The sequence below is a fragment of the Parabacteroides sp. AF18-52 genome (assembly GCF_003479145.1).
Lineage (GTDB): Bacteria > Bacteroidota > Bacteroidia > Bacteroidales > Tannerellaceae > Parabacteroides > Parabacteroides faecis.
On the sequence record NZ_QUGR01000018.1, the window covers coordinates 1 to 26,344 of the forward strand.

Below are 26,344 nucleotides of genomic sequence, written 5' to 3' on the forward strand. Positions count from 1 at the left end.
TCGATTCTGACATAAGTTTACCGTGGTGTTTTGTCAACTTATTTCAGGACAGGACAATGGCGGGAAATCAGTGGTTGATAATTGTCGGCCGATGGGTTCACGGTTATCAACCGTATGGCCGATAAATATCAACCGAACGGCCGACAATTATCAGCCACAAAACAGATGTTGAATAGGGGTCTTTAAAGCATTGATTAACAGGATGTATGCTAAATGCTTACTTGAAAACAAATATAGTATAGCTTTTAGTAAGTTCAACTGTTTTTTATCAATTTATAAGAAAAAAAATTAATGGATGCAGTAAATCCGTTTGTAATCAGTTTATTTGTTAAGTAGTTTACCGCAATTCTTCAGGATTAGTAAAAATTACAAAGTTAATATAGATTAAAAATCAGTACCTTGCGATACAAGGTATTTTATATAAATATACATTTGTTCCGTCAGAGAATAAAAAAGTTCCTTAAATGTGTAACATTTTTAGCAATGTGTACGTCTAATAATGAAAAGAAATGACAAATATGATGATTCAGCTGAAAGGAATTAACAAAACGTATTTCAACGGTGCTCCGCTGCACGTCTTGAAAGGTATAGACCTGGAGATAGAAAAGGGGGAGATGGTTTCGATCATGGGAGCTTCCGGATCGGGAAAATCGACACTGTTGAATATACTGGGAATATTAGATACTTACGATACGGGTACCTATCATTTGAATGGACAATTGATTCAGAATCTGAGCGAAACGCGTGCAGCTGAACTTCGTAACCAGATGATCGGCTTCATTTTCCAGTCGTTTAACCTGATCTCTTTTAAAAATGCGATGGAGAATGTGGCGCTCCCTCTCTATTATCAGGGAATGAACCGTAAGAAAAGAAATGCCATGGCGATGGAGTACCTGGATATGGTCGGCTTAAGAGATTGGGCGGAGCATATGCCGAACGAAATGTCCGGCGGACAGAAACAGCGTGTCGCTATTGCCCGTGCCCTCATTGCTAAACCACAAGTGATTCTGGCAGACGAACCAACCGGTGCACTCGATAGTGTGACAACGGTTGAGGTAATGGAACTTCTTCGCAACGTGAATAAAGAAGGTATGACTATGGTGATCGTCACCCACGAACAATCCGTAGCTGACGCTACAGAAAAGATCATTCGTGTAAAGGATGGTTTGATAGAAAACATAGAAAAAGGAAAAGGGTATGTTCGACTTTGATAATTTCCGGGAGATATGGAGTACGATCAAAAAGAACAAACTCCGTACGTTCCTCACCGGTTTTTCCGTGGCGTGGGGGATCTTTATGCTGATCGTCCTGCTGGGAGCGGGCAACGGGCTGAAGAACGGTATCATGCACAACTTCGACCGTTGGGCGGGCAACCGTGTGGAGACATGGCCACGTTATGCCAGCAAGCCGTATAAGGGCATGCAGACGAACCGGCGTATTCAATATAAGGATGATGACCTGATCGGTCTGAAACAACAGAATCCGGAAGTGAACCTGATATCGGGTGTTCTTTACCAGAGTGATACGCTTTCATACAAAGAAGAGTATAATTCTTATTCTTTGCAGGGAGTACATCCCGATAAGGCGATAATCGACAAGATCAAGATGACAGTCGGCAACGGGCGTTTTATCAATGAAGTGGATATACTTCAGAAAAGAAAGGTGATCGTTATAAGTCCCCGTATAAAAGAAGTGCTTTTCCGCTCGGAGGATCCGTTAGGAAAATATGTGAATGCCGGTGATGTACCTTATCAGGTGATCGGTGTTTATACGGATGAGGACAATAATAATAATGCTCCGGCTTATATCCCTTTCTCTACGGCACAACAATTGTACCGTTCTGGTTACGGGTTGGATAATATTATCTTCTCCCTGGATGGTATCAATACGAAAGAGGAATACGAGGCTTTCGAGAAACGTTTCCGCCAGCAAATGGGAAGACGGCACATGTTTGATCCGGAAGACTTGCGGGCGATCGGTATGTGGAGCACGATTGAAGATTTTGCCATGTTTAACGGGATGCTGAATGGTATCGCCCTGTTTATCTGGATAATCGGTATCGGAACACTGGCTGCTGGTATTGTGGGTGTTAGTAATATTATGCTGATCACAGTCCGTGAACGAACCCGCGAGTTCGGTATTCGTAAAGCGATTGGAGCCACCCCTTTTTCTATCCTGAAACTGATCATCGTAGAATCTATCCTGATAACGGCCGTGTTCGGCTATCTCGGTATGATTGCCGGGGTGGGGCTGACAGAAGGTATTAATGCTATTATGGAAAGTGCAAAGATGGGACAAGCTTCTTCCGACGATGATATGAGTACTTTCCTGAATCCTACGGTCGACTTGACCGTAGCCTTGATGTCGACGTTGCTTATTGTCGGTGCAGGCGTGTTGGCGGGTTATTTCCCCGCCCGGAAAGCAGTGAAAATTACGGCTATCGAAGCCATGAGAAACGAATAAAAACAGATAGATATGTTCGATATAGACCGTTGGGTAGAGATATGGGTGACTATCACCCGCAACAAGACCAGAAGCCTGCTGACCGGATTCGGGGTGTTTTGGGGAATCCTGATGCTTGTTATCCTGTTGGGATCGGGTACCGGTTTCAAGAACGGAGTATGGAAGAATGTGAATGGTTTTGCCACCAATTCAGCCTTTTTCTTTTCCGAACGTACGGGCGAGCCTTACAAAGGCTACAAGAAAGGACGTTACTGGCAGATGCGTAACCGTGATCTGGAAACGATCCGTAATCGGGTGAAAGGTGTTCGTTATTTGTCGCCGATGGCGATGTCGTGGGGTGGACAAAATAATGTGGTGAGAGGACAGAAAGCCGGTACTTATAATGTACGCGGTGTACATTCCGAATATTTCAATATAGAAACACAGCACGTATTGGAAGGACGTTTACTGAATGAGGTAGACGTAAAGGACAAACGCAAGGTCTGTCTGATCGGTAGTATCGTGCGTGAAGTATTGTTCACCCCTGGTGAAGATCCGATTGGAGAGTATATCCGGGTAAACGGTATTTACTATCAGGTGGTGGGAGTTGTTAAACCTAAACCACGTGTGCAGATCGGAGGACGTACGGAGGAAAGTATCATGTTACCGTTCACAACCTTACAGCAGGTTGCAAACCAGGGGGATAAATTCTGGTTCCTTTGTGCAACGGCCGACGATGGTTATCCTTGCGATAAGATGGTGGAAGATATAACAGCCGTACTGAAATCGCAAAATGAAATATCGCCTACCGACCCGCAGGCTGTCAGCAGTTTTACGATTGCTAAGCAGTTCGACAGTTTTGAAACGCTTTTTACCGGAATTAATATTCTGGTATGGCTGGTGGGAATGGGTACTTTGCTGGCGGGGATTATCGGCGTTAGTAATATTATGATGGTGACGGTCAAGGAGCGTACCCGTGAGATTGGGGTACGCCGTGCTATCGGGGCAAAGCCGTTCGATATCATTTCCCAGATCATGAGCGAGAGTTTGCTGCTTACGGCTCTGGCTGGCTTGATAGGGTTGAGTTGCGGGGTTTTCCTGTTGGATATAGCCAATAATTTGCTGGAAAGCAGTGGCAGTGCTTCTGATAACGGCACCTTCTTCAGTAATCCGGAAATACATATCGGAGCTGCAGCTGCAGCAACCGTCGTTTTACTTATCAGTGGATTGATGGCGGGATTGATTCCGGCTTGGCGTGCCATGCAGATCAAGGCTATTGATGCAATCAGAGAAGAATAACAGTATATCATTTGTCAATTAAAATAAACTATATAATCATGAAGAATCGTATCGTAAAGAAAGTCCTGCGAATCATCTTTTTAGTATTGGTGGGAGCCGCGGTGGTCGGCACTTTCTACTTTTTGTGGAAAAAGGCACAGCCAGTCATCACTATGTATGAAGTGGTAACCCCAAAACGTGACTCGGTGGAAACAAAGACTGTGGCGACCGGAAAGGTGGAACCCCGCGATGAAGTACTCATCAAGCCCCAGATGTCGGGTATCATTTCCGAAGTACTGAAGGAAGCCGGACAGATGGTAAAGGAGGGTGAGATCATAGCAAAGATCAAGGTGATTCCGGAAATGGTCCAGTTGAACAGTGCCGAATCGCGTGTCCGTGTAGCAAAGATCAGTCTGGAACAGATAGAAGCGACTTATAAACGTGATAAGGAATTGCATGACCAGGGTGTGATCTCCAAAGAAGATTATGAAACATCTTTGGCTAATTACAAGAAAGCACAGGAAGAAGCAGAGAATGCACAGGATGCATTGGAAATCATTCGTGAAGGAATTTCCCGAAAGTCAGCTTCCTCCAGTACGACACAGGTTCGCTCAACGATTACCGGTATGATTCTGGACGTTCCTATCAAAGTCGGCAACTCTGTGATCCAGTCGAACACATTCAACGACGGTACGACGATTGCTTCCGTAGCCGATATGAACAATATGATCTTCCGGGGAAAAGTGGATGAAACCGAAGTGGGGCGTATCCATGAAGGGATGCCGATCAAATTGACGGTCGGTGCGTTGGATAGCCGTACGTTCGATGCCATGCTGGAATATGTGGCTCCGAAAGGAGTGGAAGAAAATGGTGCCGTCCTGTTCGAGATCAAAGCGGCTGTGCAGATGCCGGAAGATGCCTTTATCCGTGCCGGTTACAGTGCGAATGCCGAGATCGTTCTGAAACGTGCGTCTGATGTCCTGACAATTCCTGAAAGCTGTGTCGAGTTCAGCGGCGATTCTACTTTCGTGCAGATCGTAAAACAGGAAAAGCCGGAACAGTTGTTTGAGAAACGTCCTGTCACTGTCGGTTTATCTGATGGTATCAAGATTGAGGTGAAAGAAGGTTTGACGGAAAATGACAAGATCCGCGGAGGAATTGTCGATGCAAATAAGAAATAGAAATAAAACGAGTAAACTATGAAGCAAATAATACTATCCGTAGTATGGGCATCATCTCTTCTCTGTGCTTCGGCAGGAGCACAGGAAGCACCCAGGCAATGGTCGCTGGAGGAATGTATCCGTTACGCTATTGAAAATAATATCGACCTGAAGCAGAAAGAACTGGAGCGGCAGAATCAGGAAGTAACACTGCACACCAGCAAGTATAGCTGGTTACCCAATCTGAATGCCAGTATCAATGAGAATTTCGGTTTTGGCCGTTCGGAATCGAAAGATGGTCTGATCGTCGATCGTAACTCGGCAAATACTTCTGCTTCTATCCAGTTGAGTATGCCAGTGTTCGACGGTTTCAAAATACCCAACGATATTGCAGCCCGCAAGCTGGATCTGAAAGCGTCTGTCGAAACGTTGAATAAGGCAAAGGAAGATCTTTCCATAAATGTGGCTTCTTATTTTCTGCAGGTACTTTATAATAAGGAAATGTTGAAGATCGCCGAATTGCAGGTGGCACTCAGTTCGGAGCAGGTAACGAAGACCGAGGCTCTTTATAATGCCGGTAAAGTGCCTGTATCCCAATTGTATGATATGAAAGCACAATTGGCTAAAGACGAAGTGACATTGACCGAATCGAAAAATAACGTGAAACTCGCATTGCTTGACCTGACGCAAAGTCTGGAACTGGAACGTGATGGTGAAAACTTCGATGTACAGGAGCCGGAAACCGGTGATGCGGTGGCTCAATATATGAGTAGTATCATTCCTCCTGATCAGGTGTACGACTATGCCGTAGGTGTCAAACCGCAGGTCAAGGAACAGGAATACCTGCTCGAAAGTCAGAAGAAAATGTTGAAGGTGGCTCAGGCCGGTTATTATCCCAAACTGAATTTCAGTGCCGGTTACAGCAACGGTTATTATCATAACTTCGGTGATGGGGAGTACAATAACGCTCCGTTCAGCGATCAGTTGAAGAATAACGGACAGAAATCGATCGGTTTCAGTTTGAGTATTCCGATCTTTAACCGTTTTCAGGTTCGTAACAGTGTCCGTTCTGCCCGCCTCGCTATCCATAATCGTGAGTTGCTGATGGAGAATTCCAAAAAGATACTTTACAAAGAGATCCAGCAGGCTTATTACAATGCCACGGCTGCCCAGGAAAAGTATGTGTCGTCTGACAAGTCGGTCGATGCCAGTAAAATAGCATTCTCTTATGCGGAAGAACGTTATGGTGCAGGAAAAAGTACTGTTTTTGAATACGGCGAAGCAAAAACCAAGTATGCACAGAGTTTGGCCGAACAGACACAGGCGAAATACAACTTTATATTCCGTGCCAAGATTCTGGATTTCTATCACGGAATACCGATTACTTTATAATATTCTTTACACAAGGATATAGATCCTTTTTACAACATAATTGATAGACACACCAAGAGGAAGGGAGGTTTTCGTGAGAAAGCTTCCCTTTGTTATTAATTTAGTGAATTCAGTTCAAAATGAGTGAATAAATATTATATTTGCTGCGTAAGAAAGTGATCGAAATACTTGAAAGGACTTAGTTCTAGAAGAACTAAGTCCTTTTCCATTCTCTTATCTTATATAAATCAATATCCCTCTATTTTTTATACAAAAAGTAACAGAAGTATTCCTGCTTGGAACTTCCTGATATTTATGTGAATAATACAATAACTATTCCTCAGTTCTTCTAGAACTAATATCGTTAATATAATTACTGGATGAATAGTCATGAATACAAACCATATAAATGAAGAGATCATAAAACAGATCAGAAATGGTTCTGAAAAGGCTTTTTCTGAGTTATATTGCTACTATTATAGTTACCTGAATGCAATTGCCCTATATTACTTACTGGACAAAGATCTTTGTTCTGAAATTGTAGATGATGTATTTATAAATGTCTGGTTTAAAAGGGATACCTTAGCGTATCCAATTCATTATTATTTAGTTCGTTCCGTACAGAATGGATGTCTTAATCACATTCGTTCACAGAGAAGCCAGCAGAATATGCTGGATATTCACAAAGATCAGTTACTGGCTCATCAGGAATCTTATATTCAATCGACTCCCGCCCCTTTACAGTACGTGGAAATGCGACAGACCGAAGAGGAGATCCGTTTGGCTGTGAACCAATTACCTTTAAAATGCCGGAAAGTTTTTGAAGAATATTTTTATGCCGGAAAGGCTGCTGATGTAATTGCAGAGGATATGGGACTGACTGTTAGTACAGTACGTGTTCAGCTCAAAAATGCAACCGACCGTTTGAAGCAAGCCCTTAAACATCTTCTTCTCTTTTTTATTTACTAAATATTTATTTCACCAATCTTGAAAAAAAGATGATTTCATCTAAATGTTTTTCGATTGGGATGTGTATTAATTATAAACAGACAGAAAATATACGCAGTATGCAAGATAAAAATATACTATTTGAGGAATTAATGGATAAATATATTTCGGGCTCGATAACAGACGGAGAAAAGATCTCTTTGTTTGCTTTAATAGAAGAGTCGGATTTATATCGGAAACAATACCATGAGATGGTCAAGCTGTATGCTTTGCTCCATATTCCTGCTTTTGAATCCCGGAAAGAGACCGGATATGTCCATCTGAAAGAAAGATTGCATTTGACAACCTTGGGAATATCCCGGCGTAGGTGGTTCGTTTATGCCCGGAATATTGCTGCTGTCCTTTTATTAATGGTAACTGTATCTGTCGGTTCGATTTTTACATATAATGAGTTGGATAAATCGGGTGACCAGTTATATAATGAGACAACGGTCCCTTTGGGTTCACAAACAAAAGTTCTTTTACCGGATGGTTCCACAGTAGTCCTAAACTCCGGTTCCGTGTTAAAGTATCCGTTATCTTATGGAAAAAAAGAACGAAATGTATATCTAGTGGGAGAAGGATATTTTGAGGTGGCAAAAGATAAAGAAAAAGCATTTCAGGTATATGCCGGGGATATGACGGTGAAAGTTACAGGTACGGAATTTAATCTCCGTTACTATCTGGAAGACCAATCGACAGAAGTATCTCTGATCGATGGAGGAGTCGATGTCTTTGCCAATAATAAGTATGTTCGTTTGAAACCGGATGAGAAAGCTATTTACAACCGCAATACCGGAGACTTGTACAGCGAGACCGCCGATTCCTATAAATCAGCATTGTGGACGACGGGCAGATTGAGTTTTGTGAATGCATCTTTCCTGGATATATTGAAGGATATAGAACGGAAATACAATATAAAGATCCATGTGGATAGCCAAAAAGTGACGAATGAATATTTTTCAGGAAGTATCGATCTGAATATGTCGCTTCAGGAGGTGTTTAATTTTATAGATGTGGACAAGAAGTATCGTTTTGAACAGAGTGGAGGTGTCATCACATTAAGAGATAAATAAAACTACGAGTGAAATAGAATGTTTAACTTAAAAAAGAGAACTTATGGAAAGAACCGGATAAAAAAAGAATCGGAGATGGTTGGCACTTCTCTCCGATTCATTAGATGATTTTTTGAATTAATTAGTTGTTAACTAACAAAATCGTTACAAAAGTATGAAAATAAAGTATTTTTCAATCAAACAATTGGGCTTATTTTTGGCGATGAGTGTAATCTCTGCTTCTGTGTATGCTAATGCGGCAATGCAAAGTATAAAAATTACAGTACATCATCAAAATGTACCTATCAGTAAAGTTCTTGATGATATAGAACGACAAACGGGATATTCTATCCTGGTCCGTAACAATGATATAAATATTAAACAAAAAGTTACGGTTAATGCAACAGATAAAACCTTAAATCAGGTACTGGCCTCCGTTTTTGAAGGCATGGAGGTGAAATATGATATTGAAAATAAAACAATATCTATTTATAAACCGAAAGAAACCACTTTTATTACAACGGCGGTCGATCAGGATAAAAAGATCGTTACCGGTACTATTTATGATCCGAATGGCGAACCGGTGATCGGCGCTAATATTTTAGAGAAAGGTACCAGGGATAATGGTACGATTTCGGATATCTACGGTAAATTTTCTTTAAATGTGGATGATAATGCGACGTTATTAATATCGTATGTAGGTTTTAAGAATCTGGAAGTACCGGTAAAGGGGAAAAAAGCATTCAATATTACGTTAGCTAGTGATACGGAGTTGTTGGATGAAGTGATAGTTGTCGGTTACATGACTCAGAAAAAAGGACTGGTGACAGGTGCGGTATCTTCCATGAAGGTGGATGAGAATGTGAAAGCGCTTCCTACTACTTCTGCCGGAAATATTTTGGTCGGTAAATTAGCAGGTGTGAATGTGAGTACGCCGAGTGCTCTTCCTGGTGCTGCACCTAGTATCTCCATTCGTACAGGTGCTTCCTGGAACGCAGAGAATGTTACTTATGTGATCGATGGTGTTGTTCGTGGTGGTGGTGATTTTAATAATTTGAGCCCGAATGAAATCGAGGATGTCTCTGTATTAAAGGATGCTGCCTCTGCTGCTATTTATGGTTCCCGTTCTGCCGGTGGTGTAATAATTGTTACGACTAAAAAAGGTAATCGGGGAAAACCGACGTTTAATTATTCGTATGGATTTAGTACGGATTCCCGTACAAAGAATTCAGAGTTGACAAGTGCTGTTCAGGCTGGTGAAATGTACACCCGCATCAATGGTTCTGCCGATCCTGCTGGCTGGGCCTGGTCGCAGGATGAAATTGATCATTTTAAAACGATAAATGGTGGTTGGGGGTATGACCAGTTGGAAACAGTATGGAGGAATCCGACAACTCAAACACATAACCTGAGTGTAAATGGCGGTAGTGATCGGGTTCGCTATTTCGGGGCTGCTTCTTATGTGAAACAAGAGGGCTTTTTGAAGCCGTTGACGTATGATAAATATAACATTCGTATGAATGTAACAGCCGATATTACAAAAGACTTAGAGGTCTTTGCCGGTTTGGCTATTTACAATAACTTCACAGGAAACGCTGTTTTCGAAGATGCTGGATCCAATTATAGTAAACTGAGAGTCTGGCAACCGGACCAACCTGTTTATACGGATAACGGACAATATATCGATTATGGCTGGATTGCCAATATGGGAGCTGCTGTCGATGGTAGGGGTGGTTATAACAAATCACAGATGTTGAAACCTCAAGCTGTTATCAGTGCTACTTATAAGATGCCATTCTTGAAAGGTTTAAGCGCAAAAGTTTCTTATAGCAGAAGTTGGACGAACGATGTCAACAAGAAATTTTATATCAACTATGATTTGGTGACCATGAAAAAAAGTGGTACGAATAATCGCATTATGTCGACAAATGATAATGATATCATAAGTACAAGAAAGTCGACATGGGTCGGTAAGGATTATATTGAGCGTAAATCCAGTTGGAGTGATGACAAACAGTTTAACTTCCAGTTGAATTATGAAAATGTATTTAAAGGCGTACATCGTGTATCGGCAGCATTCGTAACGGAATGGTACGAAGGTGGTGGTGCTGGTGTTACAGGCGGACGTGAAACTTTTCCGGTATATACAACCGACCAGTTCTGGGCTGCAAGTAGTGCCCGTGCGGATACTTGGGGAAATGGTGATACCGACTGGATCAGTGGTCGTATGTCTTATATCGGCCAGTTCAGTTATTCGTATGCCGATAAGTATTTGGCAACTTTCTCTTTCCGTGAAGACGGTTCTATGAATTTTGCTCCGGAGCAGCGTTGGGGATTCTTCCCGGCAGGGTCTCTCGGTTGGGTTATTTCAGAAGAAGGCTTCTTTAATAGAAGTGCCATTCAGTTCTTGAAATTACGTGGTTCTGTCGGTTTGACTGGTAACGATTCCGTTGGTGGATGGCAGTGGCAAGAGTCTTATAGCTCAGGTAATTCTGCTTATTTTGGTAAAAGCCCTGTGAAATCGGTTGGTATAACTTATGGTAGTGTGGTCAACCCGAATCTGACTTGGGAAAAATCATTGAGTTATAATGTCGGAGTGGATATGAACTTCCTGAACCATTGGAATATGTCTGCTGATTACTGGTACCGTAATTCTTATGATATTTTGGGTAGCCGTACTAATACATTGCCGTCGACATTTAGTTTGTCCATGCCGGCAGAAAATTATGGAGAGGTTCATGCACAAGGTATCGATTTCCAATTGGGTTATCGCGGACAAAGTAGAGATTTCTCTTATTTCGCAAACTTGACGATGTCGTATGGTTGGAACAAAGTAATTAAAAAAGACCATGCGGAAAATGCGCAATGGATCGATATCGCAGAAGGTAAATCAACTTCTTATATAACAGGTTGGGAATTTGATAAGATCATCCGTACTCAGGAAGAACTGGATGCGTTTAAGGCAGCTAATCCGAATTACAAACATAACGGTTTATCTCCGGAATTGGGTATGATGGTATTTAAGGATTTCAGTGGGCCTGACGGAACTCCCGACGGTGTAATAAACGATTGGGACCGGGTAATATTAAAAGACAGTAACTTCCCTGTTATTTATGGTTTGAATCTGGGTGGCGGCTGGAAAGGTTTAAATATCGATATGATGTTCTCCGGAAGATTGGGCGAAAAGAAATGGATGTCTGATTTGGCTGGTGGCGTAGAATGGAACCGTATGTGGAACCAATGGTATTATGATAGCTGGACACCGGAAACTCCAAATGCTACATTGCCGAAACGTATCGGTAACAACAACTCGAAAACATATCAGACAAATTCCAGCTACTGGTTGAAAGATGCTAGTTTTATGCGTCTGAAATATTTGACGGTAAGCTATGATTTGCCTAAGGGACAATTCTATAATAAGATCTTTGATAATGTCCGTTTGTTTGTTACCGGAACAAATTTATTCGTATTAAGTAGCTTTAATAAGAATTATTATGATCCGGAAATTGGAAATGGAAATGCTTTCCCGATTTTGCGGTCATGGAACTTTGGCGTCGATGTGAAATTCTAACTAAAAAGCTTTGTTAAGTATGAAACGAAAAAATATTATATGCAGTTTAGCCCTTGCTATCCTATGCGGTTGTAGTTTGGACTATGAAAATTCCGGAACGATCACTCCGGATAATGTCTGGAAAGATAAAACAATGATCAGTTCATTCCTGACCGATATTTACGGCAGAATGTTGCCGGGATGGCCTGTTAGTGCCAACAATACGGATGAGGGGATGAATGGTCCTACTAGCATGAGTGAATATGTCAGAGGACAGATCACGATTGATAATTGCGGACAAAAGTTGGATTATGGAAATATAGATCGTATTAACTTCTTCTTGGATCAGTTGGAAACAGTGACTGTTTTAACAGATGAAGAAAAGAAACCGTTAAGAGGTCAGGCTCTTTTCTGGAGGGCATGGGATTATTGGGGAAAAATATTTTCAGTAGGTGGTGTTCCATTGATTCTTCATTTTCAAGATGTGACAGATGTTCCCTCTTTGTTTGTCACCCGAAACAGTACCTCCGAATGCGTGGAACAGATCGTGAAAGATTTGGATGAAGCAATCGCCTCTCTCCCTGATACGTGGGAAGGAAAAGATTATGGACGTATCGACAAAGGCTGCGCCATGGCTTTTAAAGGTCGTATGTTGTTACAATATGCCAGTCCGTTGTTTAATCCGAACAGCGATCAGTCCCGTTGGGAGACAGCCTATAGTGCAAATAAAGCGGCTGTAGACTTTTTACAAAGTGTAGGTAAAGGTTTATATGAAGGCGATTTTGCAGATATTTGGTATGATGAACAGAATCGTGAGGTAGTTATGGTGAACCAGTACATTTATCCGGATCATAAGCTGGATCAAAAAAGTATTCGTCCTGAACCATTGACAAAAGACGGTGCAAATAATAACCAGGCTATATTTCCGCTTCTAATGGCATTTCCGAAAGGGGATGGTTCCAAATTGGAATTGGATGTGAATCGTTTGGCTAATGATCCAACTTACAATGAGCAGTTTATGACCGACTTCTATATGAATCGTGATCCTCGTTTTTATGCGACAATATTCTGTCCGGGAACGGAATATCCATGTAGTGATGTATTGACTGACGATATGAAGTATTGGAATGCATGGAAACTAATGGCAGATGAAGGATCGTCGACGGGTTATAAATATGTGACTTTGATACAAGATCAGTTGAATAAAGGTATTGGTGGTAATTCTTCCGGTTACTATCAGAAAAAAGGTTTGGATCCGGATTTGACGCAAGCTACCGTATATGATGCAGATATCGACTGGATCGAAATTCGTTTTGCAGAGGTTTTGATGAACTATGGTGAGTGTGCGAACGAATTGGGTAAGAGTGGTGAAGCATTGCAGGTATTGTATGATATTCGTAAACGTGCAGGTATTGAATCGAGTACGGGTAACTACGGAGTTACTGCAACATCTCAAAGCGACATTCGTGAAGCCTACATTAATGAACGTTTTATAGAATTTGCCTATGAAGGTAAACGTTGGGCTGATTTGCGCCGTTGGAAACGGTATGATATTCTGAACAACCTTAAATATCGCGCCAGCTTATATCCGGTGATAAAAGATCAGAGTAATATAGCCGGTTTCGACTGGACGAAGGAAATGTATGATCCGGAAGTCCGTAAATTGTTCCGTTTCGAATATGTAGAATGTGTTGATATGGATAAACAATACATGTTCAACCTGGATTTGAATCATTGGTTCTATTCTATTCATAAGGAAGTCATCGACCGTAACTCCAAGATTGAGCAAAATGCAGAATGGGGTGGTACTTTTGATCCGTTGAAATAATAAACATAATTGATTGATTAAATCTTTGTAGGATTAAGGGAGTGTCGGAAGACACTCCTTTTTTTATGTATCGATGAAAGCTTACAAACAATAATAATCCACAGAATAGGCAATTTTTTTGCTATTTAGGATGGGGATGATTGCTTGTATATTTGCACTATTTTACCTGTTTTTTGTTTTTTAACTCTATTTGACTAAATGTTTTAGGTACAAGAAGTGTATTTTATATAAATGAACAGTGAAAGTTAATTTAATTCTAATCGGAAAAATATAAATGTCTATGAATTTGAAAAGGATGACAATGGTGGCTGCGTTGATAACTCTATGTCTGTTTGCAGAGGCTAAAGTAAAACCAGTTGTACATTATAATTTCGGAAAGTCCGGCAATGTCACGTATGCTGTGGCACCGGAGAAATTGACACCGGTAACCGGAAAAGGAGAACTGTTTGCGATAGGGCGGCCTGTTTTCTATGCCGATGCTCCCGGTGACAAGAAGATGAAGGGCGAAGGGGGAATTTTATTTAATGGAAACGGCGATGGATATAAACTGGAAGGGGCGTTCGGTTCTCCGGCAGAAAATCAGGTATTGGAAATATGGGTAAAACCCCGGTTGGATACTCAACAGGGCGAGAAGGAAAAAGACCAGGCACAGGTATTGCTTTCCAATGGAACTGCCAAGGAAGGATATGTATTTGTTCATAGGAGAGGACACTGGTATTTGATTTCCGGTGGTTCGGGACGTGTTGAAATCGGAGAGGTTTTACCTAACGCCTGGACACATCTGGCGATGGTGATGGAAGAGGGGAAAGGAACCGTTTGGATGAACGGGAAAAAGACCGGAACATTCAAACCTACAAAGGCAATAGCACCTCATTTTTCTATTGCTGTTTCGGAAGAGGGAAAAGAGGCTTTTTACGGTGAAATATATGAAGTAAGATACAGCACTTTTGCCACCGGGAAGTTCAATCCGGAATCCGATTTCCTATTGGATTATAAAAAGATAAAAGAGATAAGCAAGCAACGCCTGACCGAACGCCGTGTCTTGGTGCAACAACTGGAACAGGCGAGTGCGGGCAAGAAGATTGTTACGGAACTACCCGATGTTCGTCAGGAAAAGGATTGGTTGATCAATCAGGTAGAAGAGCCGGCCTGTTTGTTCGTGCAGAAATCGGAAGATGGATTGACATCCAAATTTCAGTTGAATAACGGTTTAGTCTCCCGTACTTTTTATGTCGGTGAAAATATAGCCTGCGTCGGGTATAAGAATCATTCGAATGAGGCAGAGTTTTTACGGGCGGTAAAACCGGAAGCACGTGTTTGCATTGATAGTGTATGGTATGAGGTCGGCGGATTGAAAGGACAGCCGGAATTATCTTATTTATTGGATAGCTGGTATGCGGAAATGGAAGCTTCCGATCTGGCATTTACGCTTGAAAAGGTGGAAACCGGTCTTCCGCTGAAACGTTATCCGTGGACTCCGAAATATAATGCCGTTCCCACAGATTGGCCGGCTAAGGGGTTACGTATGGAAATGACTTTCATCCCGACCGAAAGTATGGTGGATGTAAAAGACGTGAAGGTGAAAGTCAACTATGAAATTTACCAGGGACTACCTTTGATTGCCAAATGGATCGAGGTGGTCAATGAGGGGGAAGAAGCTGTTTTGTTGAATGACATGGAATGTGAAGTCTTGGCTGTCAATCAGGATCAGGTGAAACGTATTCATGTGGAAAGTGATTTCTCTTTTGCATTGGTCAATGCCGATATAGAAGGAAGTGCCCTGATGCACTATGCCGGTACTCCCAAGGCATATCATGTGGGAAGTTCTACTACAAAATGGACAGTCGATAAAGACTATAACACCTGGGCCAGTCATAATCAAGCAGAGGATAAGTTCCTGGGATTCCCACATCATAATTTATTACTGAGCAAACTTCCTATGGGGCCTTGTACGAAAGTAAGTAAAGAGGTTCCGTTCAAATCGTATATCACTTTCGAATTGTTGCAGGATAGTGATGATCGTGAGCGGCAATCGCTCGGGCATCGGCGGATGTATAAAAAGCTGGCTCCTCAGACAACCGAGTCTTTGATCTCCGGAGGTATTACTTCACATGATGAAACGAAATTGAAAGGGTTTATCGACCAGATGGCCGAATTGGGACTCGAACAGTTGGACATTATGGCTTGGCCTGGCATCAGTCATGATAATCTGGATTCTGCTTATGTGCAATTATGGCGCAGGGTTGCTTCCTATGCAAAAGAACGTGGTATTGTAATGGGAGGATATGAATTACAGGTGGCGTCTCGCGGACGGGGAGCAGAGGTGGATTGTATTCATCCGGAAACAGGAAAACCGGGTAGCCTTTTCGGCCAGAGTGTTTGTATTGCCAGCAAATGGAAAGATACATATTATTCTAAAATGTGGGAGTTCTTTGATAAGACGGGGTTGATGACTTATAATATGGATGGTCCGTATCATGGAGACCCTTGTGCTTCTACTGTACATCCTTACCATGTCTGTTTGGAAGATTCTCAGTGGCAACAATGGAAAACGCAAGTAGAGGTTATCCATGAACTGCAGCGCAGGGGAATGTATATTCCTATACCGGACTGGTATTTCCTGAACGGACAATGTTCTACAGGGATGGGATACCGGGAAGCTAGTGCGAATCTGACGCCACAACAACAATTGTTATTAGGCCGTCAATATATTTATGACGGGACCTGGCATAAGATCCCGACAATGGGGTGGATGACTTTGCAGTTGGTTGGTTTTTATACGAATGACCCAAGGGTTGGGTTGGAACCTCTTTGTGATAATCTGGATCGTTATGAGTCGCAATTAATGCAGTTTTTGGGAAGCGGTTGCCATCTGACTATTCGTGGAAATCGTTTATATGATACGCCGGAAACCAAACAGATGGTATCCCGTTGTATCGACTGGTTTAAGGAATACCGGGATATATTGACTTCCGATATTATCCACGTCAGCCGTCCGACTGGTCGCGATCTGGATTGCATGATGCACGTAAATCCTTTCATTCAGCATAAAGGTATGGTGGTCGTTTTTAATCCGACAGACCGGGATATAACGAAAGAGATGCGTTTACCCCTTTATTACACCGGTTTGAAGGGAAAAGCAACAGTCACAGCTTCGGATGGAAACAAACAGAGTTTCTCGTTGAACCAACAAAGTGAATTACTATTGCCTGTTTCTATAAAGGCGCAGGGTGTATCCTGGTTCCTGATAGAAGAATAAAGGTATAGGTTCGTTGAATAAATAAGTAGATAAGCGTGAAAAAGTTTATATTATTACTGATTAGTGGAAGCGTTTACGCTCTGTTGGCAACAGGATGCAAGGAGGTTGGAGAATCGAATAACCGCTATGTCAATAAATGGATTGGTACAGCTTCAGAGGGCAGGGTTGCTCCTGTTGCCTCTGTGCCATTCGGAATGATGCAGATAGGTGCGGATACTCGCCCGTATGGAGCCGGATACCATTATCAGGACCCGACAGTTTTAGGATTCAGCCATCTGCATAAAAGTGGAGGTGGATGTGCTGACTTTTTGGATATACTTTTTATGCCGTTACCCTTGAATCACCAGGCAGGAGAGAATGAGTTGTATTCCAAGCAATATCAGGCGGCTTTATCCCATCAAGAGGAAAAAGCGGAGCCGGGGTATTATTCGGTCAATTTGTATGCCGGACAACTGACGGTGGAATTGACAGCTTCCCGTCGATGCGGACTGCAACGATATCGGTATGATACCGGTGGTGAAATACCGGTCGTTGTCGATTTGAAGTATGGTTCGGAAAGTGCTTGTACCATACAGACCGAGCATGATGTGGATACGGTGTATGCCTCTGCGTTCGAGTGGGTCGACTCATGTACGATTCGCGGCTACCGTTTTTCGAACGGTTGGACACCCAGACAGCAAGTCTATTTCTATTCAACGTTTTCATCCCCTATCAAAGCTTGTGCTCTGTATGTCGATGATCAACGCATAAAGGAGGTTTCTTCTGCTGAAGGACGAAATGTAAAGGCGTTACTTACTTTTGAGAACGAGCGTGGCGAGTTGGAAGTCCGGACAGCACTTTCTTCGGTGAGTATGGAAGGGGCTGCAGCCAATCTGCAGTCGGAAATCGAAGGTAAGACATTTGAAGAGGTGAGGCTGTCGGCTTCTGAATCCTGGAGCCGTACGTTGGGGCAGATAAAAATAGAAACCGATGATCCGAAAAAGAAGGAACTCTTTTATACTTCTTTGCACAATGTCATGTTATACCCATTCTTATTATCGGATGTAGATAATCGTTTTAGGGGACCGGATTGGCAGGTACATCAAACCGATGGATTCGATTATTATGGTGGTGTGATCGGCTTTTGGGATACGTTTCGGGCGGCTTGCCCTTTGTTGGCTATGCTTAACCCGGATGTGGCGAAAGATTATGTAAAGACGTTGCTGGAGCATTACAAATATGCCGGTCAATTGCCGATATGGACGTTGTGGGGTATTGAGAATTATCAAATGACAGGGATTCATTCGTTGCCGGTGATAGCTAACGCTTATCTGAATGGTATTCGTGGTTTTGATACCCAGTTGGCGCTGGAGGCAATGGTCGCATCGGCTATGAAAGATACGTGCGGCTATTCCATGGGGTATTTTGTCGGCTTGGAAAATTATAAAAAATATGGTTATGTCCCCTGTGATATGGAGATGGAGTCGGTGGCACGTACTTTGGAGTATGCGTTCGATGATTATGCTTTGGCTCGTTTTGCCGAAGCGATCGGTGCACATAAAGAGGTCGGTTACTTTGCAAATCGCTCGCTTAACTATCGGAATGTAATTGATCCCGGTACATTACTGGCCCGGGGACGGCTGGCGGATGGTGGTTGGCGTACGCCTTTCGATCCGCTGGCTTCTTCTCATCGCAGAGATGATTATTGTGAGGGCAATGGCTGGCAGTGGACTTTTTTTGTGCCTCATGATGTGGAGGGTTTAGCTACTTTGCTGGGAGGTAAAAAGGCATTGGAGGCCCGGCTGGATTCTCTTTTCACCATGTCTTCCGAATTGCGCGGGGAAAATATCTCCGGAGATATTTCCGGATTGATCGGGCAATATGCACATGGCAATGAACCGGGACACCATACCATTTATATGTATAACCGGGTGGGACGTCCCGATAAAACGCAGAAGTATGTCAACCGGGTGTTGACTACCCTGTATGATAATACTCCGGAAGGTATTTGCGGAAATGAAGATACCGGACAAATGAGTGCTTGGTATGTCTTTAGTTCGTTAGGTTTCTATCCGATGGATCCGGCTTCCGGACAATATGAATTGGGAGCTCCTTTATTTGAAAAGGCGACAATCAAGCTGTCTTCGGGAAAAGAGTTTGTTATCAAAGCAACTCGTTTGTCGGAAAAGAATATGTATGTGGACAAGGTCTTTCTGAATGGACAGCGTTTGAACCGAACGTATATCACCTTTGAAGAGGTGTTGCAAGGCGGCGAGCTCCTCTTTGAAATGAAGGAAGAGGGAGAAAAGATCTGATGAAGTATGTGAATAAACACAATAGAAGTATGTATATGAGATTATGTAAATTACCGATGGCACTTCTTTGCCTGTTTTCTTTATCTGTTGGTCAGCTTTGTGCACAAGCAGATAATTATAAGAAACATAAGAATGATGAGGTGGAACAAACCTCGAATCAGGAAATGACCTTTTATCTGGTATTCAAAAGCCATTTCGATATAGGCTATTCTGCCTTGGCACGCGATGTTGTGCATGAATACCGTACTTCCATGATCGATAAAGCAATGGATGTAATGGATAAGAATGCAGATAAGTTGAAAGATACTCAGTTTGCCTGGACCGTTCCCGGTTGGCCTTTGGAACAAATGTTGTGGGACAGACAGTCGCCCGAACGCCGGTTGCGCATTGAACGGGCGTTGAAAAATGGTAACCTGGTGACGCATGCTCTCCCTTTCACTACACATACGGGAACACTTGAAGTGGAAGACCTGGTACGTGGACTGGGATATTCTTCCTCTTTGGCACGCCGATATAACCTGCCGCTTCCTACCGACGGGAAGATGACGGATGTACCCGGACATACCTGGGTACTGCCGACGATCCTGCATCATGCCGGGATTAAGTTCTTCCATTTCGGTTCAAATCCGACTAACCGGGTGGTACAGGTGCCCGAGCTGTTCTGGTGGGAAGGACCGGACGGTTCAAGAGTACTGACGATGTTTTCCGAAGGATACGGCGGCGGTGTATTCCCGCCTGATGGATGGAAGCACAAGGCGTGGCTGACATTCGTACATGCAGGTGACAATGCCGGACCTCCTGCAGCTGAAGAGGTGGAGAAAGTGATTGCGCATATCAGGGAAAAGTATCCGAAGGCTAAAATACATATCGGTAAGATGTCTGATTTCGCGGATGCTATTTTGGCAGAGAATCCGGAACTACCGGTGGTACGCGGAGACATGTCCGATAGTTGGGTACATGGTGTGATGTCAAACCCGCAGGCCACGCAAAAGGCTCGCCGGATACGCCCGTTGATACCGGCTTTGGAAACCTTGCATACACAAGGAAAGGAGTGGGGCATTATTCCGTATGAGATCGATGAGGATCTGGCATTTGTTTACGAGAAGAGTTTGATGTACGGTGAACATACCTGGGGATTGGCGGATCAACATTTCATCCCCGGATTGGTGGGCAAGGAATGGCATAAGAACTATGTTTCAGGGTTGACTCCCAATTATGCCCGCATGGTAGAGTCGTGGGAAGAGCATATCGGTTATATCGAGGATGCGGAAAAGGTGTTGCGTCCGGAACTGGAAAACGAGCTTTATACCCTGGCAGAGAACGTGGCGCAGGATGGCTTTCGTTTCGTGGTATACAATCCGCTGCCTTGGATGCGTGGCGGTATAGTGAATTTTGCTTTGCCGACGCAAGGATCTATCCAGGACGCGTATGTGAAAGAAGTGGATTCCGACCGCATTCATAAGTTGAAAGTATATGGTGCTGATTCGAAACGGTTGGGTACATTCTATGTAGAGGATATTCCGGCCAACGGATATAAAACATTTGTTTTGACTAAAGAAGGACCGGCTGAAGAGAAAACAACATTGAAGGGAAATGAACGTGAGGGTTTTATCGAAAACCAGTGGTATAAAGTAGCATTCGACAAGTCGCGCGGTTGTATAAAGAGTATCTGGGATAAGGTGAATAACCGTGAACTGGTCGATTCGCGTGCCAAAGACGGCTTCGGTTCATACGTTTACGAACGCTATGACAAGAAACAATCGCTGCAATATCTGAAAGAGTATATTTACGACGGTTATAAGAATTCACATTACCGGATCACCGGCAAGAGTTCTTATCTCGACGATCGGACAAAAGGAGTACATGAATCAGTGCGTCGGATGGAGTTGTATGTGGAAGATCATAAATCATCTATTCAGGCGATTCTTGTTCCACCGGCTTCGGTAGGGGAGGAAAAGCATACGGCTGGTCTGAAGGTGACACTTTACGAAGATATGCCTTATATCGATATCAAACTGTCGGTTGTCAACAAACCGGCCACCGAAGAGCCGGAAGCCGGATGGATTGCATTGCCTTTCCGGACAGTGGAACCGGAATACCGTATCGGTCGCCTGGGTTCGGTGATAGATCCGGCCAAAGATCTGATAGAAGGTAGCCAATTCAATTACATTTGGTCGAACTCGGGATTGATGATAAAGGATAAGGAGTATTCGATCGGTATTTGTGCACTGGATGCTCCGGCTTCTCAACTGGGTGATCTAAACTTTATGCACTTTGCGGATAAATATGAAAACCCTCGGTCACATGTCTATTTTAACCTGTTTAACAATCGCTGGAATACCAACTTTACCTCTTTCTGGCATGGCAACCTGACTACGGAAGTTCGTTTATGGGTGAACCAGGCAAGTGCAGACGATGCATCCGGTCTGGTTATTCCCGCTTGGGAAACTCGGCTACCCTTACAAGTAGGTATTGCTACCTGTCCCGGCGGTAAATTACCTGTGGTGAACGAAGGGGTGAAAGTCTCACGCAAAGGGGTACTTGTCACTGCTTACGGTAACAATCCGGATGGCGAAGGCAAACTGTTACGTCTTTGGGAAGAAACCGGAGAAAGTGGTTTCTGTGAAGTCTCTTTGCCAATCCGGAAAGACGGAGTGGCACAACCTGTGAATTTGAGAGGTGTTCCCTGCGGGCAGCCTGTCAAGATACAGGACGGTACGTTTAATATTCAGTTGGATGGATTTACCCCCGCTAGTTATTTAATATATTAATTAAAATAATAATGAAGAAGAATTTTATCTCACTGGCTGCAATAGTCTTGTTGCTGTCAGCTTGCGGAACGGAAGGATCTCGTTCGTTCAAAACAGATCGTTTCGGTATCGATGTAGATAACCGGGGGTATATTACCGGAATGTGGAACTTGACGCGCGAAAGCCGTAATTTCAGTCCGGCAGACCAACCGTCGCCCCTGTTGTCTCTTTATGATGAAGACTTGAAGCGTTATTATTATCCGCAAAAGGCCGTTTATAGGGATGGTAAATATAGGTTAGAGTATGAAAATGGATCGGTAGCTACGGTTTGTTTAGATGAGAAGGACCGGTATTTCAAACTTAAATTAGAGAGCCTGGAGCCTCGTAATGGCATTGACGATGTGCAGTGGGGAAGCTATTACACCAATATCGATAATCTGTTGGGGGAAATCATAGGTGTGGCCCGCGATACCTCGGCGGCTGTGGGGTATGCTATTGGTGCATTGGCCTTGGATGATAATACGATCGGTGGAGAAGCACGTTATACATCCGAGACGGGGCCGTCGGGATATATCGCTCATTCTCCCGACCATGCGAACCATCCGTTGCCATTGACTTTGGTTGAGGGACAGCAGTTCACTATGGGCGGCGATGGTATCAATGATGTGGCATTTTACAACCGCAAGGAGTCATATTATCGGATCCTTTATGGAAATACGGCTTATGTGGATTGTAATGGTCGAATTCATATTCGTTACCATTCCCGTGACCGTCGGAAGGGAAAGATGATTTATTCGCCGGAAGGTAATCCTGTTTTCCAAAATAATGAACCGAACCACATGATGCGTCAGGATGTTCCTGAAGTAGATTTCATCGGTTCATCCATTGCTTTGTGGGGTAGTCCGGATAGTACGGCTTTAATGGAAGTTATAGAGAACATTGTTTTGAATGAAGGGCTGCCTCATCCTATGTTTAATGGCAAGTGGGTAAAGGATCCTAGCAATTTCATGCCGGATGTGCGTACCTATGGTGGTTTACAAGATAGTTTTCCTTCTTATGTGAAGCAGATGGGGCTCAAAGTGATCCATACCTACGATCAGCCTTTCTTGCATGCAGATCGGGGGAATGGAGGATATATAGATGGTCCTAATCATGAGAAGAAACGCTATCATTTTACATCAGGTGATTTGTCAACTCGCGAGTATGCCGACCTCTTGGCGAAGGATGGATTGATTTTAGGGAGAACATCTATCTCCAATTCGATGGCACCAGGGACAAAGGATTGCAGCCCGGTTCCTTCAGATAGTATCTGTATCCTACACCGCCGTTATTTGACGGAAAATTTAAATGAAAAGGATACCTTGATCTATATTGACGATCCTACGCATTTAGAGGAGATTGCTTGTTGGGAAGGGCATAGCAAGGAGTTGAATATGGTGAAGATCGGTAAAGAATTGATCCATTATTTGGGGGTAACCAAAGAAAAACCATACCGTTTGATGAATGTTACACGTGGTTATTGGGATACTGAGGCCGTGACACATGCGAAGGGGGATGCTGTAGATAAACTTCAACCTGCTGTAGGAGGTGGATATACCGGTTTGATTCCCAATTTGGAACTTCAGGACGAGATTGCTCACCATTATGCAGATATTTGCAAAAACTCAGGCTTGGGTATGTTCGACTATGATGGACAAGAATTTTTCTTCCATACCGGTTTCGGTGGATATGGAGTGAAACGTTTCTTTCGGGAGATGTTTGCACAAGCCAAAGCGTATGGCTTACCGGATATTCGTTTTACAGGGGCTACTTTATCAGAAGGTGCTTGGCATTACCAGAGTATTTGGAATGTGGGAGGTGGACTGAATATCTATGATGTGAAGAAGCGGGTTTGGGGATCAACCACAAGCCAAGGAAAGGATCTTCGGGATGTTACATATGCCAATTTCTTCCCATCTTCATTCGGTGCTAATTTCCCGATAACGCAGAACACCACCGTGGAAGATTTCGAGCATATTGAAGCCACTGCTATAGGGTATGGGGTTACTTACAACATGACTTTAGGCCAGAAAGATGTCGAGAGTTGTCCGCAGAAATATGCTATCTTCCATGTGATCCGTACCTGGGAGGAAGCTCGCCGGGCAAATGCTTTCCCAACATATATCCGAAAGATGTTACAGAATCCGGCACTAAGCTGGCGTTTGGAGACAAAGGCTGACAATAGCGGTTGGACTCTTTACCAAATGGAGAATGGGCAGAAAGTCTGTTCTTTTGATTTATGTACCGATAATAAGCAATAATAATCCACAGAATAGGCAGCTATTTGCTATTTTATATGGGAATAGCTGCCTTTATATTTGCGTCATCAAATAGATGTGATACTTATTAATATTTAAACCATGAAAAAGATACTATGCTTCATCTCGATGTTCTGTCTGTGCGTAAATATGTTATCAGCCAAAGAATATCATGTGTCGGTAAAAGGAAGTGATGCCAATAACGGTGATGTTTCATCCCCTTTCAAAACAATTAATTGGGCAGCCCAAAAGGCTTTGCCGGGAGATACGGTTACGGTACATAACGGTACTTATCGTGAATGGGTGAATCCGCTGAGTGGCGGGGAACGAGAGGGAAAACGTATCCTGTATCGGGTGGCTGATGGTGAAAAAGCAGAAATCAAAGGGTCGGAATTGGTAACGGGCTGGAAAAAAGAGAAGAAAGGTAAAGGGGTATGGAAGGTCGTACTACCGAATACATTCTTTGGAAATTATAACCCGTTCAACGACCGTTTGTTCGGTGACTGGCTATGGTCCGAACGGGTTCATCATACGGGAGATGTTTATCTGAACGATGTTTCGCTGTATGAAGAATTCAGCCTGGAGAAGGTGTTTACGCCGGATACACTTCGTACGATCCGTGATCCACAGGGATATACGAATGTATGGTTTGCCGAGGTGGATGCTGATAATACAACCATTTACGCAAACTTTGGCAATGTCGATCCGAATAAGGAAACAGTAGAGGTTTCGGTTCGCCCTACCTGCTTCTATCCGACTCGTGAGGGGTTGGACTACATCACGATTCGTGGTTTCTATGTGAGCCAGGCTGCTACTCAGTGGGCTGCTCCGACGGCTGAACAGGTCGGTATGATCGCTACACATTGGTGTAAGGGCTGGATTATAGAAAATAATGTTATTAAGAATTCCCGTGCCAACGGTATTACTCTGGGTAAAGAACGTGCCAGCGGACATAATCTGGAATGTAACGACAAGCGTTTGGATGGTACGTTACATTATGTGGAAGTTATATTTAACACGCTGCGTCGCGGATGGAGTAAAGAGAACGTCGGTTCCCATATCGTTCGGAATAACATCATTTCCGATTGCGAACAGACCGGTATTTGTGGAAGTATGGGGGCTGCGTTCAGTGAGATCTATGGGAATCATATTTATAATATCTTAGTAAAGCAGCAATTTGGTGGCGCTGAAATGGCCGGTATCAAATTGCATGGTGCGATAGATACTTATATTCACCATAATCGGATTCATAAATCCGGTAATTATGGGATTTGGTTAGACTGGATGGCACAGGGTGCCCGGGTATCATCCAATTTGCTATATGATAATCTGGCGCAGGATTTATTTTTTGAAGTTTCTCACGGTCCTTATATCGTAGATAATAATATCTCACTTTCACCACGCACAATACAGGAGAATACCGATGGAGGCGCATACCTGCATAATATCTTTTCAGGAGATATCAACCGTCTGGACGATCAACGCTACACTCCGTATCACTTGAACCATTCAACAGAAGTGAAAGGTATCCGGACTATTACTGAAGGTGACCATCGTTTCTATAATAATATCTTCATTGGTGGCGATAACAGTAAGTTGAAATATGGAATGGTAGTGTTCGATGTATCTCAACGGCCGATCTATGCAGAGAACAACCTGTTCCTGAACGGATCCCTGCCTATGACGAACAAGACGCAGGATTGGGTGGAAAAGACAGTCGATCCGAAACTTAAGGTGGAAGAAACGGTCGATGGCGAAGTATATCTTGTAAGCGACATTAATCTACAGGAACTAACCTCTTTCAAAGGAAAAGGTATTGATGCCGACCGTCTGGGCATTACCCAACTGACGGGATTCCCGTTTGAGAACTTTGACGGTACTCCTTTCAAACTGGAGAAAGACTTTTTCGGTAAAGAACGTTCTGCATTTCCGGTTGTGGGACCGGTAGAAAGTTTACCTTCTTCCAAACGTATAAAAGTGTGGCCTAATGCCGAATGTGCTCGTTGATCGGGGAGAAGCTTTTCCGGTGAAACAAAATAGAATAACAATTAATATGAAGGCTTATCAGCCGTT

The 26,344-nt window shown here is 43.2% G+C and carries 14 protein-coding genes; all 14 read left to right on the top strand.

What is annotated here, in order from left to right; translation table 11 throughout:
• Window positions 1-521: 521 nt before the first annotated feature.
• The 14 genes from DWX23_RS20680 to DWX23_RS20745 all read left to right on the top strand — a co-directional run bounded on the left by DWX23_RS20680 (window position 522) and on the right by DWX23_RS20745 (window position 26,278).
• Window positions 522-1,211: an ABC transporter ATP-binding protein gene (locus DWX23_RS20680; RefSeq protein ID WP_187576530.1), complete on the top strand. Its 690-nt coding sequence runs from the start codon at window positions 522-524 to the stop codon at window positions 1,209-1,211.
• Window positions 1,198-2,463, top strand: coding sequence for an ABC transporter permease (locus tag DWX23_RS20685; RefSeq protein WP_122375853.1), 1,266 nt, complete (start codon window positions 1,198-1,200; stop codon window positions 2,461-2,463). Before DWX23_RS20680 ends, DWX23_RS20685 begins: the two co-directional genes overlap by 14 nt.
• Before the next feature lie 12 nt (window positions 2,464-2,475).
• Window positions 2,476-3,741: an ABC transporter permease gene (locus DWX23_RS20690; protein WP_122375854.1), complete on the top strand. Its 1,266-nt coding sequence runs from the start codon at window positions 2,476-2,478 to the stop codon at window positions 3,739-3,741.
• 38 nt (window positions 3,742-3,779) lie between these two features.
• Window positions 3,780-4,901: an efflux RND transporter periplasmic adaptor subunit gene (locus tag DWX23_RS20695; RefSeq protein WP_122353287.1), complete on the top strand. Its 1,122-nt coding sequence runs from the start codon at window positions 3,780-3,782 to the stop codon at window positions 4,899-4,901.
• Between the two features lie 18 nt (window positions 4,902-4,919).
• Window positions 4,920-6,272 carry a TolC family protein gene (locus tag DWX23_RS20700; protein WP_122353288.1) on the top strand — a complete coding sequence of 451 codons (1,353 nt, stop codon included), beginning with the start codon at window positions 4,920-4,922 and terminating at the stop codon, window positions 6,270-6,272.
• Between the two features lie 369 nt (window positions 6,273-6,641).
• Complete coding sequence (locus DWX23_RS20705) at window positions 6,642-7,220, top strand: RNA polymerase sigma-70 factor (RefSeq protein WP_122375855.1); 579 nt, start codon at window positions 6,642-6,644, stop codon at window positions 7,218-7,220.
• A gap of 98 nt (window positions 7,221-7,318) precedes the next feature.
• Window positions 7,319-8,314: a FecR family protein gene (locus DWX23_RS20710; RefSeq protein WP_122375897.1), complete on the top strand. Its 996-nt coding sequence runs from the start codon at window positions 7,319-7,321 to the stop codon at window positions 8,312-8,314.
• A 154-nt stretch (window positions 8,315-8,468) separates the two neighbouring features.
• Window positions 8,469-11,864, top strand: coding sequence for a TonB-dependent receptor (locus DWX23_RS20715; protein ID WP_122375856.1), 3,396 nt, complete (start codon window positions 8,469-8,471; stop codon window positions 11,862-11,864).
• A gap of 19 nt (window positions 11,865-11,883) precedes the next feature.
• Window positions 11,884-13,671 (top strand): RagB/SusD family nutrient uptake outer membrane protein, encoded by a 1,788-nt coding sequence (locus DWX23_RS20720; protein ID WP_122375857.1) that lies wholly within the window; start codon window positions 11,884-11,886, stop codon window positions 13,669-13,671.
• 280 nt (window positions 13,672-13,951) lie between these two features.
• Window positions 13,952-16,930, top strand: coding sequence for a LamG-like jellyroll fold domain-containing protein (locus tag DWX23_RS20725; protein WP_122375858.1), 2,979 nt, complete (start codon window positions 13,952-13,954; stop codon window positions 16,928-16,930).
• Between the two features lie 35 nt (window positions 16,931-16,965).
• Entirely contained in the window at window positions 16,966-19,224 is a 2,259-nt protein-coding gene (locus DWX23_RS20730; protein WP_233587714.1) for a GH92 family glycosyl hydrolase, read from the top strand.
• Window positions 19,225-19,259: 35 nt separating this feature from the next.
• Entirely contained in the window at window positions 19,260-21,995 is a 2,736-nt protein-coding gene (locus DWX23_RS20735; RefSeq protein ID WP_158607107.1) for a glycoside hydrolase family 38 C-terminal domain-containing protein, read from the top strand.
• A gap of 11 nt (window positions 21,996-22,006) precedes the next feature.
• The gene (locus DWX23_RS20740) at window positions 22,007-24,274 is read left to right on the top strand and encodes a hypothetical protein (protein ID WP_122375861.1); all 2,268 of its coding nucleotides are present in this window, start codon (window positions 22,007-22,009) and stop codon (window positions 24,272-24,274) included.
• A 99-nt stretch (window positions 24,275-24,373) separates the two neighbouring features.
• The gene (locus DWX23_RS20745) at window positions 24,374-26,278 is read left to right on the top strand and encodes a right-handed parallel beta-helix repeat-containing protein (protein WP_122375862.1); all 1,905 of its coding nucleotides are present in this window, start codon (window positions 24,374-24,376) and stop codon (window positions 26,276-26,278) included.
• Window positions 26,279-26,344 lie beyond the last annotated feature (66 nt).